We start from the raw sequence: 13,920 nt of genomic DNA on the forward strand, positions 1-13,920 counted from the left end.
ATTAGCTGCTGCTGCAATAATGACAAGATGTCAACGTCGCGACGGGAATACCGTACAGCTCCATGCCTTCTCCGTGAAGAAGTGAAATAAAGCCAGACAACAGAATGAATATTGAACATTACCATCTCTTAAGTGATGTGATGGCGCCGGGTGCGCGGCAGGCATCGCGCGACATATTGCGGGCGCGCTTACAATCTGCGCTCTCGGCATCTGAGTTTTTTCTCGAATATCTACCGCAGTGGGGGGAGGATGGTCATATTCAGGGGGCGGAAATGCAAGTGCATTGGCGTCATCCGCATTATGGCCTATTGCACCCCAACCAGTTTCTTGCGGCCGTGGTGCGTTGTGACTTGGCCGCGGCGTTATTGGCATGGATTGCGGAGCAGTCATTCCCATTATTACAGCGTTTGCGCCAAGAGGTGAACGCCGAGTTTTATTTATCATTGACGCTCCCCTTGTGCTTGGCGGAGCAGACGGCGCTATTTGCCGTCTGGCATCACGCGTTGCAAGCGCATGGATTGCCTCGTTCGGCGTTGGCGCTGATTTGGCAGGGCGAGGCAACGCAAGAGATGGATGCCTCGTGCCTGGCGGGGCTACGCCGCTTGCAGCAACAGGGGTATGGCGTTGCGCTGGCGGAGTATGGCTCAGGTTACCAGCGCTTAACCTCCTTGCCTGACCTTCCACTCGACCGTTTCTATATTCCCGCCACCTTAGTTTCCTTATTGCCACATCCCGAGGCGATGTTATTAGCAAGATTGTTATTACGTCTGGCCGATCAGTTGGGGATACGCTGTATCGCCCAGGGGGTCGATGATATTCAACGTTTCGAATGTCTGCGCGCGATGGGCTGTCGCCATTTTCAAGGCGGCTATCTCTATCGTCCGCTGAGCGCGCATCGCTTGCTGGTGCTGTGCCGACAATTGCAGGACGCGGACCACGCGATGTAATACGGCGGCGCGTGCGGGTGTTGCGCCGTCGGCAGGAATATTTTGGCATTTTCGACGCCGACAGCGGGGCGCAGCGTGTTATAAGATAGCTTGTGTGATAAATCCGTTAGGCATTGATAATGACAAAGGCACCGAAAGCAGCAAAACATCCTTATGAACTGGTCATTCATGGGGAGCGGCGGGTCGATGACTACTACTGGCTGCGCGACGATAGCCGCCGTGATGCGCAGGTCTTAGCCTACCTCGAGGCAGAGAATGCATACAGTGAGCACTGTCTGGCCCCCCAGGCCGCTCTACGCGAGCAGTTGCTGGCTGAGATGGTGGCGCGTATTCCTCAGCAGGATGCCTCGGTGCCTTATGTCCGGAATGGCTACCGCTACCAACACCGTTATCGAGCGGGCGCCGAGTACGCCGAGTATTGGCGTCAGCCTGAATCGAGCCGCGGCGAAGAGGATTGGCAGTGCCTGCTCGATTGCAATCAGCAAGCCGAGGGACATGCGTTTTATGCGCTGGGGGCGCTGGAGGTTAGCCCGGATAATCGCTTACTGGCCGTCAGCGAAGATACGGTATCGCGCCGGCAATATACCTTGCGGGTGCGTGCGCTCGTCGATGGTCACTGGCTGGACGATTGCATTACCGGTTGCGACGGGCATATCGAATGGTGCAACGATAGTCGCGCCTTCTACTATATTCGCCTACATCCTCAGACGCTGTTGCCTTACCAGGTTTTCCGTCATCGCTTAGGTACGGCGGTGAGCCACGATCAACTGGTCTACCAAGAACAGGATGAGAGCTTTTATCTCGGACTTGAGAAGTCGCTCTCACAGCGCTATGTGATGATCCATAGCAGTAGCACCACCACCTCGGAAGTATTATTACTCGATGCCGACGATGCGTCCGCCCAAGCACGCTGTTTCCTGCCACGCCGGCGCGATCATGAATATACCTTAGAGCATTACGATGACCGTTTTTATATTCGCTCCAATCGGGAAGGGAAGAACTTTGCCTTGTATTGGGGGCCGGATGGTGACGTGCTCAGTTGGCAGACGCTGGTACCGCCGCGTGAGGCGGTTATGCTGGAGGGTTTTTGCCTGTTCCGCAATTGGCTGGTGGTTGAGGAACGCGCCAATGGTCTGACGACGCTGCGTCAGATTCAGCGTCATAGCGGCGAAGAGCGCCGCATCCGCTTTGATGATCCGACGTATGTCACCTGGCTAGGCTATAACCCGCAACCGGATAGCACCACGGTACGTTACGGTTATTCGTCAATGACGACGCCGGGCAGCGTCTATGAGCAGGATTTGGAGAGCGGCGAGCGACGTCTGTTGAAACAGCAGCAGGTGCCCGACTTTGTCTCGGGTGATTATGTGAGTGAACGTATTTGGTTGCGCGTACGCGATGGTGTCGACGTTCCGGTGTCGTTGGTTTATCGGCGCGATCGTTTCATCCGCGGGCATAACCCGCTGCTGATCTATGGTTATGGCGCGTACGGCAGTAGTGTGGATCCCGGTTTTAGCACCAGTCGACTCAGCTTGCTTGATCGCGGTTTTGTCTTTGCCTTGGCTCATGTGCGCGGCGGAGCGGATCTGGGGCAGGCGTGGTATGAGCAGGGTAAGCTGCTGCATAAGATGAACACCTTCCACGACTTTATCGATGTGACAGAGGGGTTGGTGCGCCAGGGATACGGCGCCAAGGAGCAGGTCTATGCAATGGGCGGTAGCGCCGGTGGGTTGCTGGTGGCGGCGGTGATCAACCAGGCGCCGCAACTCTACCATGCGGCGGTGGCGCAGGTGCCATTCGTTGACGTATTGACCACCATGCTGGATCCCTCTATTCCGTTGACCACCGGCGAGTACGACGAGTGGGGCAATCCCGAGCAGGCCGAATATTATCACTATATGCGGCGTTACAGCCCTTATGATAATGTGCAGGCGCAGCGTTATCCCCATCTGCTGGTCACTACCGGCCTACACGACTCGCAGGTGCAATATTGGGAGCCGGCGAAGTGGGTCGCACGTCTACGCGAGATGAAGCAAGACGACAATCTGCTGTTGCTGTACACCGATATGGCGGCGGGACACGGGGGAAAATCAGGCCGTTTTAAAGCGTATGAAGATATTGCGTTAGAGTATGCCTTTATTCTGACGCTGGCGGCTGCATCACATGACGCCCGTTAACGGGGTTTTTATCAAGGAGTTTTATGCCAATACTGCATTTACATCAGCGCGATATGTACTACGAGGATCAGGGCAGTGGTTTTCCCCTGCTGCTGGGGCACAGCTATCTGTTCGATGCTGAGATGTGGCGTCCGCAGATTGCAGCGCTGAGTAAGCATTACCGGGTGATTGTGCCGGAGCTCTGGGGGCACGGTCGCTCCGGGGAATTACCCGAAGGGCACCATGCATTGACCTGTCTCGCGCAGGATTATTTGGCGTTATTGGCGCATTTGCAGATCGATCGCTTTGCCATGATCGGCTTGTCGGTCGGCGGGATGTGGGGGGCCGAGTTGGCCGCTCTGGCTGGTGAGCGCTGCGCGGCATTAGTGTTGATGGATACCTTCGTCGGTCGAGAGCCAGAGGTGACTCATCAGCGCTATTTCGCCATGTTGGCGGCGATTGAACAAGCAGGCGCGATTCCCGCGCCGCTGCTAGCACAGATCGCGCCGTTGTTCTTCCGTCAGACACCCGATCCGGCGTTGCTCGACGCATTGAAGCAGCGTCTGGCGGCGGTGCCCGCGCAGACGTTACGTCATAGCATCGTTCCCTTGGGGCGTATGATCTTTGGGCGTCCGGATCGCTGTGCGCAGTTGGCGTCGCTGACGATGCCGACGCTGGTGATGACGGGGGCCGAGGATCAGCCGCGTCCTCCCTTAGAGGGCTACTTGATGGCCGAGATCTTGCAGTGTCGCCAGGCGTTGGTCGCCGATGCCGGGCATATCTGTACCTTGGAGCAACCGCAGGCGGTGAACCAGTTGTTGCTCGACTTCTTGCAGCAGGCAGGCTTGCACTGATTTGCGTAGGCTAAGCGAGTAGCGTCATCGCGTCGCATCAGGCGCTATCGTTGCGGTTGGCGGCGCTCCCCCGTAATAAAGCGAGGCATAGCGGTGTGAGCGGTGGGGTCTTTCCGCGACGCCGCTCACACCGCGGTGCCGCGGTTTCCTAGCGTGCCTCACGTTTCTTCAGGGCGCGCGTGCTTCTAAGCTTATACCGCTGCCCGTCACTTCCTCGCTTCAGGCCATCAGGTGGGTAACCAGGCCCGGCGCGCTATGCCGCTGGCCGTGAAGCGCAACCGCATTGGCTACGCCGTCTTGCCTCCGCGTAAGCGCGTTGACGGGCGGTGCAACCGCACTCGGGGATAACGCGAGTCCCGCCGTCGCGTTGCCATGGCGAGAATATTGTCGGCAATCGATGCCGACATTTGCGCACACGTTGATTCTAGTATCGGACAGGCTATTTGCTCGCCATCGGGGATAGCTTGGCGTGGGGAAAATAAGCGGGGGAGGCTGAGGCGACATGCTGGTCAGTACGCGGTGCGTGCAGCCGATGAGAATACGGCCGGGAAAGACTCCCGGCCGTATATATGCCGTTATGGCTTGAGCTTATCGAAAGCGCAGCAGGGTATATCGCTGCGTTCGCTACTCCACCATCAGGCTGGCAGCTTAGTTCCTGGCTCCACGTGCGTGGAATTAGAACTGGTATACCAAGCCCAGCGCCACGATATCGTCGGTGTTGATAGCGTTGGCACGGGTGAAGCTGTTGTCGTCCAGCAGGTTGATTTTGTAATCGACGTAGGTCGACATGTTCTTGTTGAAGTAGTAAGTCGCGCCGACATCAACATATTTAACCAGGTCAGCCTTGCCGCCGTTGAAGCCTTTATAGGCGCCCAACTCAGAGCCTTTAGATTGCAGATAGGCGATAGACGGACGCAGACCGAAGTCGAACTGATACTGCGCTACGGCCTCGAAGTTCTTCGTCTTGTTGGCGATACCGTTAGAGCCGAACGGCGTCATGTTCTGGGTTTCGCTGTACATGGTAGCCAGATAGATGTTGTTGGCATCGTATTTCAGGCCGGCAGCCCAGGCTTGGGCTTTCTCGCCACCCGCCACGTTGGACTGTGCGTGTGTGCCGATAAACTTCTGCTGGGTAGTACGGTTAGAGGAGGTATAGGCAGCGCTGGCGCTGACGCCCCAGCCCAGATCGTAGCTGGTAGACAGACCGAAGCCGTCGCCGTTATCTTCTTGCAGCTTATCGTGATCGTCGATGCTGGAGGCGCTATCGTGGCTGTAACCGTCGTTTTTGCCCTGGTATTGCAGAGCAAAGTTCAGGCCGTTGACCAAACCGAAGAAGTCGTTATTACGGTAGGTCGCCAGGTTATTGGCACGCTGCGCCATAAAGTTGTCGGTTTGTGCGGAGGTGTTACCACCGAATTCCGGCAGCACGTCGGTCCAGCCTTCAACATCGTACAGCACGCCATAGTTACGGCCGTAGTCGAGGGAGCCGTAGTTGGCGAATTTCAGGCCGGCAAAGCCCAGACGGGTGAAGATGTTAGCGCCGCTGTCTTCTGACTGGTTAGCATTAGCCTGGGCTTCCCATTGGCCGTACCCGGTCAGTTGATCGTTGATCTGCGTTTCGCCTTTGAAGCCGAAACGGACATAAGATTGATCACCATCGTCAGCGTGATTGCTGGAGAAGTAGTGCAGGCCATCTACCTTACCGTACAGATCCAGCTTGTTGCCGTCTTTGTTGTAGATTTCCGCAGCGTTAGCTGCGCCTGCAACCAACAGAGCAGGAATAACGACTGCCAGCAGATTACGTTTCACAATAATATTCCTTCTTAGTTGCTGACCTAAGCGGCCAGATATGAGATGCCACTGCTTATTTTGTTTTTTCGTGCGCAATACGCGAACTAAATTGCGTTCCGTCTGTCGAAGCTAACGTAATGGGCACGCCATAATCATAGGTGTTTTTCACCATAAATAAAAAGAAGAGTTCCCGTTTAATTATTAGATAGGGTAATTAACTGTGTATAATTGTAAATATCGCTATATTTGATGTCGTATCGCGTGGAATTTAATCAGTATTTGTTTGGCTTATTTTATGACGCACTGCGGAGTCACAGTAGTGCGCATTATGATTAATTGGCGATCACACGAATTGTTAATGCAGGGAAATTTCTTGCTGTATACTTAAATCTCATCATTGTTACTGCATTTTATTTTTCTGTGTCTTAAAATTCTTTAAGCCAACCTTCTGGTTGGCTTTTTTTATGTAAATCTATTTATTTTTCTTTGAAAATCATATAGTTAAATAAAAGCCTTGTGTTTGTTTGACGTTGTTTGATTCATGTTCTAATACCCATTCACATGGCGCTGGTATGCGGTGAAAGGGGGAAGGGAAGGAGCGCGCGGTAATCATGGCGATACGATGTCAGCGTGGTGGCGGCGTTTTTCTTTATAGCTATTAATAAGCAATGGTTAACTGTTAAATTAGGTTTCCAGGCGTGTACATTTTGGTTTTTAGCAAAATGTGCGTAATTTTTATTGGCGATAAAATACACCAGTTAGGTTGTTGTCAGGGGTTTTATTAGACAAGTCTTAATTTGGCTTTTGTTCGACTTTGCCGTGGTGCACATATCTCCTGCGATGCTGTTTGACGGTGTGCGGAGGCGGTCAGTATGGCGCACAAAAAACCCGCCGTGGCGGGTTTATATGCAAAGAATTACCGTGCTGTCTTATTCTACCACATCCTCCATGTGGGCGCGTTTTGCGCGTTTCGCTGCGCGTTTTTCTGCTAGCGTTTTCTGCGGTTTTTTCTTCGCATCTTTTTTGCTATCCATTCCCTTACTCATAGTAGCCTCTCTTTAACTATCGTTGGGTTGGTTGCCTATTCACTTAAGCGCTATGGTGTATGAGTTGCAAGTCAAGAATCGTGAATTTTGTATATCATCATGAAAAAAAAGAATTTATTAGTGAATCATACGCTGGCAACTGAGGCTGCCAGTTGCGCTGGCGCAGGGGGAGAGGCGATGCAGCTTGGCGCGCTGTGTTGGCGAAGGAGAGACAGGGGGGGCCGACCAGACGTCGCTAGCGGGCACACATGCCAGTGTGCCCAGGTTCGTCAGGCTGCGGCTGGCATACCGCACAGTTTGCTGAGATTACGGGCGCCAACCATTACGGTGGCGACATAAGATTGACGCCGGGTCACGACTTCGACGGCGATGAGTTTGTCTCGGTATTTGAGGTGGTAGATGCAGGGCCATCCCTGCCGAGTGTGTCCGAAAGCTGAGGCATGCCGATCGATGGCGGCATGAGCAACAACAAGGTGAGAGAAGTTTGTATCGCCTTTAATGATTCGCTTCATACAGGCTCCCTACATAAATCAATCAGTTTGCTTGCGTCAGCGTGGCTGACCTCCTTGTTATAACACCATTATCTCCTCGGTAATACCCCGTGGAGCGCCATCCGTTCACGATGCTGCATGGTTGCTGAATAATGCGGCGGAGTGTAAACCGACGGGGACGGCAGGATCAGTGTTACCTATTAATGCTACGCTGAGATGAAAGCTATCGATTAAGGAGCCGTTATGGATCTTATCTACACACTGACGCTGTCCCCGTCGCTAGATTGCGCGACCAGTACCGCTAAACTCTATCCGGAAGGCAAGTTACGCTGCACCCCGGCCATCTATCAACCCGGTGGCGGCGGGATTAATGTGGCGCGCGCTATTCAGCGCTTGGGTGGACGGGCGGAGGCCATCTATCCCGCCGGTGGCTCGACCGGCGAACAGTTGAGCACCTTATTGCGGGCGGAGGGCGTCGCGGTGAACGTGGTCGCTTCGCGTGCCTGGACACGGCAGAATATGCATATCAATGCGACGGCGACCGATGAGCAGTATCGCTTCGTCATGCCGGGGGCCGTGTTAACGGCGCAGGAGTTTGCCGCGTTGACGCAGAAGATCATGGCCATTCCCCGCGGAGCGTTACTGGTGGTCAGCGGCAGTCTTCCCGATAGCGTCGCGCCAGCGGCATTGGCTGACTTGCTGCGTCAGGCGATGCAGCGCGGCATTCGTTGCATCGTCGATAGCTCGGGAGAGGCGTTACAAGCGGCAGTCGAGGTGGGGGGATTGACGCTAATTAAACCGAATCAGAAAGAGTTGGCGGCCTTGAGTGGGCAAGAGATGACGCTGCCCTCCTCGGTGTTGCAAGCGGCCCATGATCTGGTATTACGAGGAGCCGCACAGTACGTAGTGGTGTCGTTGGGGGCCCAAGGGGCGATAGTAGTCGATCGGCAATCGTGGGTGCAGGTAATCCCGCCGCCGATTAAGGTACTCACGACCGTGGGAGCCGGTGATAGCATGGTAGCGGCGATGACGCTGCAACTGGCGGCCAACGGCTCATTATTGGATTTGGCAATCCAAGGGGTCGCCGCGGGAACGGCGGCGACGCTGCGTCATGGCACAGAACTGTGTCAACGCACTGAGGTGGACGACATTATCGCCTATCTCCAGGCCTGTCAGCCGCAGGTGTATACCTTTTAAAGGTGGGCAGCCGAAAGATGGGGGCTGATTTCAGCCCCCGTGGCCTCAGGGGGAGGGCGTGTGCACCATTACTCGGCGAGGTGTGCTTCGATGAACCACAGGAACTTGTCCAGATCGCGTGAGGCTGCCGTCAACATGTCGGCACTATCTTCATCTTGTGCGCGGCCGATCGCCGCCCGGGTATGGTTAGCAACCATGGCATAACGCTCCGCCAGCGCCAGTAGATGCGCCCTAACGTGAGTGATATCTAACGGGTAGGGTGCCAGCGAGGTGGCACTGGCGGCCGTCTGTAGCGTCCCTTGGGCGGTGCCGCCGAGCTGGACGATACGCTCGGCGAAGATATCCTGGTGATTGAGCAGTGCGGCCCGGAAACTATCCAACATCTCATGTACGGCAATAAAGTTTTTCCCCTTCATATTCCAGTGCGCTTGCTTGGTCAACAACGCGAGATCGATAAACTCGACCAGGAGCGGTTGTAGCAGCGCGATGGTTTGCTGTTTGATCTCCGGCGCCAAATCATTGCGGGTGGCAAAGAGGGATGAGTCTGGATAAGCATTGTTCAAAGGTGTCACGTTCATGGTGATGTCTCCCACTGTTAGCCTGTGTCATGGGGATGCCTACGCTAGCGTACCCCGGAATACATACTGTTTGTGTCAGTATAGGGAGGAGCGGAAGAGGATGGCTAAGGGGTTCTCGGTATTACTTAAATAGGTGATGCCAATGATCCCCCGCTGGACGCGGCGGGGGCTCGTTGACACTCAATGTTGCCAGAATGGGGTGGCGACGGCGTGTAAGAGTGGGCATTCGCCACGCCCGATCACGCCGTGAGGATCTCGCAGCTGGTGTTCGCTCTTCAAACCGTAGGCGCTTAGGTACTGACACTCAAGGGCTAACCCGCCCAGTTTTTTACCCCCATTAACCAGGAAACCATAGCCAGTGAACAGCATGGCCAGATAGGCGACGATCAGCAGGAGCAGGGTCGTTTTAAGTAGACGCATGATAATTCCTTTGGGGTCAAACCGAGTGAACCAGTAGGCCACGAGAATTTGTTAAATAGTCTATCATAATCAGCAAAATAGGCGAGTGACTTTCCGGTGCAGCTGCGCAGCGAGCCCGTCAGTCGGCGATATTGAGAGTGTCTTTCGTGTGGGGGGAATGTGTACTGGTGGCAGCATATATTGGCCGCGAAGAAGAGACATGCCGGACAAAACAAGGCACTGGCTTGTGTTTATTGTTCCGCTTTGTTATTAATGAGCTGCTGTTGATACAGCGTTTGGCTTACCGATACTGAGTACTATCAAAAATAAGCGAGGCGTTTATGAGTAGAGGAAAGGATAAGGACAGCAAGAAAAAATCTGGCAAGACACTGAAAGAACGGCGCGCAGAAAAAAGAAATAAGCGCGATGCGCAAGCGTAGTTAAGTCGCTAAGGCAGTGTAATAGCCCGGCAATCGCCGGGTTTTTGTTTTTTCGCGCATTACCCTGTAAGTAAGCGGCGCGGATAAGCGCCAGACGGTTGACGACAATCGCGGTAGGAGGCGTGGGTGACGTGCCTGTTCCGGCAAGCGCGTGCCGGGTGAGCGCGCAAGTGAATAATATTGGGATTGCCTGTCATCAAATAAATGAGGCCTCATTGATGAGGCCTCGGGTAATAGCGAATGATTTGGGAATGACCACCGCGAGGCAGAAATCCCGCGCCATCAATTAGATGGCATTTTCCGGGCGGGCCAGGACGAGGGTCTGTCGTGTGCTACAATTCACTGCCGTCACGAATGTAATTAAATGTGCCATTTAACTCCTTTCGTTGCCTCGGATGGAATAAAGATAGCCTAATCCATAATAGGCGGATGTGATATGGCTCACCGATTCTCATTTTTTTTGCGTATGTGTTAAGGCAGGTTTGTACATCGTTGCGCAACACGTCGCTTGGCGTGCGAGAGGTGCGCCGGTGAGGGAAATATTATCTCAGTGATTGAGTTGTTGCCCGCGCTTGCTATCATCGCAGCACACCGAATGAGGAAGTTGATATGAAACCATTTTTGTCTTTGTTGGCGGCGGCATGGTTGCTGAGCGCTTGCAGCGCGCCCCCGGAGGGGAGTAACCCTTCGCCGCACCCTTTTCGCAGTAGCTTTCAATGCGATGTTCCGCTGGAGCAGGATTTTCCGCCGGTACAGAGCGCCAGCGATCTGCTGGTCAACATGCAGCATATGTCACAACGTTTACAGGCGGGTAATTTTGTCGCGGGTCAATGGTTGGCACAGAACGCGACCTTAAGCGAACGCGATCATATCAATGCGTGCCATACCGCTTTGTTGCAAGGCGCGCGGCGATTGATCGAGGCTCAATACCAGGTGGTCTATCCCCAATTGCAGAGTGCGGCTCAGCGCGATGCGCTACAAGCGGTGATGATGGCGTGGCGTAGCGCGATGCAAGGCATCACGCCGCAGGGGGTTAACGATCAGCAATTGGCAGCGTACGCCCAGGCGGCGCAGCAGTTACGCATGCTATTACCAGCGCACTAACGCCTCTACGCTGAACGGTTGGCGAGCATTCTGCGCTTGCTCGCCGCCGGGGAAGCGGGGCTCTCCTGCTGCGGTTGGGGTTTTCTGTACGGAGCATGCGCGGGGCATGGCTCAGCGGCCATGCGGCCCAAGGTGCCTTACGACGCCAGCGGCCCAACGCCGCGATGCCCCAAGGGGCCATCCACGAGTTGACGGCTCAATGGCGCAATGTTTGCCCACCGGTATGGTGGAACCGGCATAAGTCGCCGCATGCGCGTGCATACCGCGCGTCGTCGCATTTTTCTTTTTCCCCGGCAGTAAAATAATGCGGCTAACCACTTCATCAGGCAGAAAAAAGAAACTAGCGAGGCGCTCTCTTTTTAAATTGCACCCTCGTCTGAGGATGGGCAGATAATGTTTTGTCCAGGTTCGGAATAACCGTAAATGTCGTCGCGGCGTGCCGGCGGCGCAGTGCGACAGGTACGTCAGGAAATAGGGCAAGAAAAGGAAAGGGGAGGGCGTGCTCAGGCGCGTTTCTCTCACCGGTAAGCGTACAATGATTAAGCGAATTTATCGGCAGGTTACGATAAAACTTACTTGTTTTATTGAAAATGGGCTTGTTTTTCCTTATGATTTGCGCGTTTTCTTTGGGGTCGAACGTTCAATGAGCGTATCGATGGCGATTTTTTCGGGTAATTTTCACATTAAGGATGAGTAAATTGCGCGCATTATAAACTCACAGTGAGGGTATAACATGAGTCATAATGGCACGAGTGAACAAAGTAAAAAACACACTATTAATCCACCTGTTTTTATTATTTCCGCAGTATTAATCATCGCCTTAGTATTATCTGCCGGCATGATGCCGCAACAGGCCGAACAGGGATTCCAAACCCTACAGCAGCAGATATTTGCTAATGCCAGTTGGTTCTATATTTTAGCTGTCGCGCTAATTTTGTTGAGTGTAACCTATCTGGGCTTTTCGCGTTACGGCACGATCAAACTCGGCCCGGATCATGCGGAGCCGGAATTCAGCTATTTTTCTTGGTTCGCCATGCTGTTCTCCGCTGGCATGGGGATCGGCCTGATGTTTTTTGGCGTCGCCGAACCGGTGATGCACTACCTTTCGCCGCCGGAGGGCAGCGCGCAAACCGTCGCCGCCGCAAAGCAGGCGATGACGTTAACCTTTTTCCATTGGGGGCTGCATGCCTGGGCGATCTATGCCATCGTCGGGTTGATTTTAGCCTTTTTCAGTTACCGCCATGGGTTACCGTTGACCTTGCGTTCGGCGCTCTATCCGCTCATTGGGGAGCGTATCTATGGAGCGGCAGGGCACGCGGTCGATATTTTCGCCGTACTGGGCACCGTGTTCGGTGTCGCCACATCGCTCGGTTACGGCGTATTACAGGTCAATGCCGGCCTGAATCATCTGTTCGATTTGCCGATTTCGACCTCGGTACAGGTGGGGTTGATCATCGGCATCACCACCCTGGCAACCCTTTCGGTAGTCTCGGGCTTGGATCGCGGCATCCGCTTGCTGTCCGAGCTTAACTTAGGACTGGCGGTGTTGTTGATGCTGTTAGTCGCGGCGCTGGGGCCAACGGTGTTATTGCTCAAGTCGTTTGTCGAAAACAGCGGCGCCTACCTGTCGCAGATCGTCAGCAAGACCTTTAACTTATATGCCTATGAGCCGAAATCCAGCCGTTGGTTGGGGGGCTGGACACTGTTGTACTGGGGGTGGTGGCTATCGTGGTCGCCGTTTGTCGGCATGTTTATCGCGCGTGTCTCGCGCGGTAGAACCATTCGTGAGTTCGTTACCGGCGTCTTGCTCGTGCCGGCCGGTTTTACCCTGATGTGGATGACGGTATTCGGAAACAGCGCCATCGAATTAATCGCCCATCGCGGGGCCACCGATCTGGCGACCAACGTCCAGCGCGATGTCTCTCTGGCACTGTTCAACTTTTTGGAGCATTTCCCGCAGCCGACGCTATTGTCGTTTATTGCCATGGTGATGGTGGTGGTGTTTTTCGTCACCTCGGCTGACTCCGGCGCCATGGTGGTGGATACGCTGGCGTCCGGTGGTGCTAAGCATACGCCGCTGTGGCAACGTATCTTCTGGGCCGCGTTAACCGGGGTGGTGGCGATCGTGTTGCTGGTAGCCGGCGGCTTACGGGCATTGCAGACCGTGACCATCGCCAGCGCGTTGCCGTTCGCCGTGATCTTGCTGGTGGTGATTTACGGCTTGCTCAAGGCGTTACGTGTCGATATCTACAAGAAGCGTAGCCAATTGGTCACCACCATCGCCCCGCCCGCCAGCCGTAATCCGATCTCTTGGCAACGCCGGCTGCGTAACATCGTCTATAACCCGAAGCGTTCGCAGGTGCGCCGCTTTATCGCCGAAGTGATCCAACCGGCGATGATGATGGTGAGCGAAGAGTTGGCGCGTCAGGGCAAGGAGGTGACCCTGATCGGCGGGGAGGGGGAGGATGAGCGCATCAGCCTACAGGTTGAATTTGGCGATGATATGGCGTTTTGCTATGGTGTACGCTTGCGCGCCTATCGCAAGCCGACCTTCGCCATGGCGGGCTTGGATGAGGAGAGTCCGCGCGAAGGGGAGGTCTACTACCGTGCCGAGGTCTATCTGAAGGAAGGAGGGCAAGATTACGACCTGATGGGCTGGACGCAGGAGCAGGTGTTACACGACATCCTCGATCAGTATGAAAAACATATTCACTTCTTGCACTTGATCCGCAGTTAATGCTCAGCGCTGCGCTGAATGGCCTGCCGTCATCCCAAGGGAATGCGGTTGGCAATTCGCGCGCTCGGGGGTAATATTGCCCGACACCGATGTTAGTGCGCTCTGTTATCGCTTTGTGTGGGGAAGCAGGGCGTACGCATCTTGCTAAGTAGAGCAGGGGCGCATCGGTAACATACCGAA

The 13,920-nt window shown here is 54.5% G+C and carries 10 protein-coding genes; 6 read left to right on the forward strand and 4 right to left on the reverse strand.

Going from position 1 to position 13,920, the window contains the following annotated elements; all coding sequences use genetic code 11:
• The first annotated feature begins 104 nt into the window (after positions 1–104).
• The 3 genes from EHO01S_RS07455 (at position 105) to EHO01S_RS07465 (ending at position 3,957) form a co-directional block, all read left to right on the forward strand.
• Positions 105–947, forward strand: a complete 843-nt coding sequence (locus EHO01S_RS07455) for an EAL domain-containing protein (protein ID WP_024523371.1) — start codon at positions 105–107, stop codon at positions 945–947.
• Positions 948–1,066: 119 nt separating this feature from the next.
• Positions 1,067–3,124, forward strand: a complete 2,058-nt coding sequence (locus EHO01S_RS07460; protein WP_024523372.1) for a S9 family peptidase — start codon at positions 1,067–1,069, stop codon at positions 3,122–3,124.
• 23 nt (positions 3,125–3,147) lie between these two features.
• Positions 3,148–3,957: an alpha/beta fold hydrolase gene (locus EHO01S_RS07465; RefSeq protein ID WP_024523373.1), complete on the forward strand. Its 810-nt coding sequence runs from the start codon at positions 3,148–3,150 to the stop codon at positions 3,955–3,957.
• 675 nt (positions 3,958–4,632) lie between these two features.
• On the opposite strand, the gene ompC is transcribed toward EHO01S_RS07465, so the two are convergent.
• Positions 4,633–5,766, reverse strand: coding sequence for a porin OmpC (gene ompC, locus EHO01S_RS07470; RefSeq protein WP_024523374.1), 1,134 nt, complete (start codon positions 5,764–5,766; stop codon positions 4,633–4,635).
• 1,297 nt (positions 5,767–7,063) lie between these two features.
• Complete coding sequence (locus tag EHO01S_RS07480) at positions 7,064–7,306, reverse strand: DUF4060 family protein (RefSeq protein ID WP_024523375.1); 243 nt, start codon at positions 7,304–7,306, stop codon at positions 7,064–7,066.
• Between the two features lie 222 nt (positions 7,307–7,528).
• On the opposite strand from EHO01S_RS07480, the gene pfkB reads away from it, so the two are divergent.
• Positions 7,529–8,482: a 6-phosphofructokinase II gene (gene pfkB, locus EHO01S_RS07485; protein ID WP_024523376.1), complete on the forward strand. Its 954-nt coding sequence runs from the start codon at positions 7,529–7,531 to the stop codon at positions 8,480–8,482.
• A 68-nt stretch (positions 8,483–8,550) separates the two neighbouring features.
• Here pfkB and dps read toward each other — a convergent pair whose 3' ends face one another.
• Together dps and EHO01S_RS07495 are read right to left on the reverse strand one after the other, a co-directional pair.
• Complete coding sequence (dps, locus tag EHO01S_RS07490) at positions 8,551–9,060, reverse strand: DNA starvation/stationary phase protection protein Dps (protein WP_024523377.1); 510 nt, start codon at positions 9,058–9,060, stop codon at positions 8,551–8,553.
• A 180-nt stretch (positions 9,061–9,240) separates the two neighbouring features.
• Positions 9,241–9,480 (reverse strand): YobH family protein, encoded by a 240-nt coding sequence (locus tag EHO01S_RS07495; protein WP_024523378.1) that lies wholly within the window; start codon positions 9,478–9,480, stop codon positions 9,241–9,243.
• A gap of 1,028 nt (positions 9,481–10,508) precedes the next feature.
• On the opposite strand from EHO01S_RS07495, the gene EHO01S_RS07500 reads away from it, so the two are divergent.
• Positions 10,509–11,003, forward strand: a complete 495-nt coding sequence (locus EHO01S_RS07500; protein ID WP_024523379.1) for a hypothetical protein — start codon at positions 10,509–10,511, stop codon at positions 11,001–11,003.
• A gap of 733 nt (positions 11,004–11,736) precedes the next feature.
• On the forward strand, positions 11,737–13,740 hold the full coding sequence (betT, locus tag EHO01S_RS07505; protein ID WP_024523380.1) for a choline BCCT transporter BetT: 2,004 nt from the start codon (positions 11,737–11,739) through the stop codon (positions 13,738–13,740).
• Positions 13,741–13,920: the final 180 nt, after the last annotated feature.

The organism is Edwardsiella hoshinae NBRC 105699 = ATCC 33379, from assembly GCF_000474215.1.
GTDB lineage: Bacteria > Pseudomonadota > Gammaproteobacteria > Enterobacterales > Enterobacteriaceae > Edwardsiella > Edwardsiella hoshinae.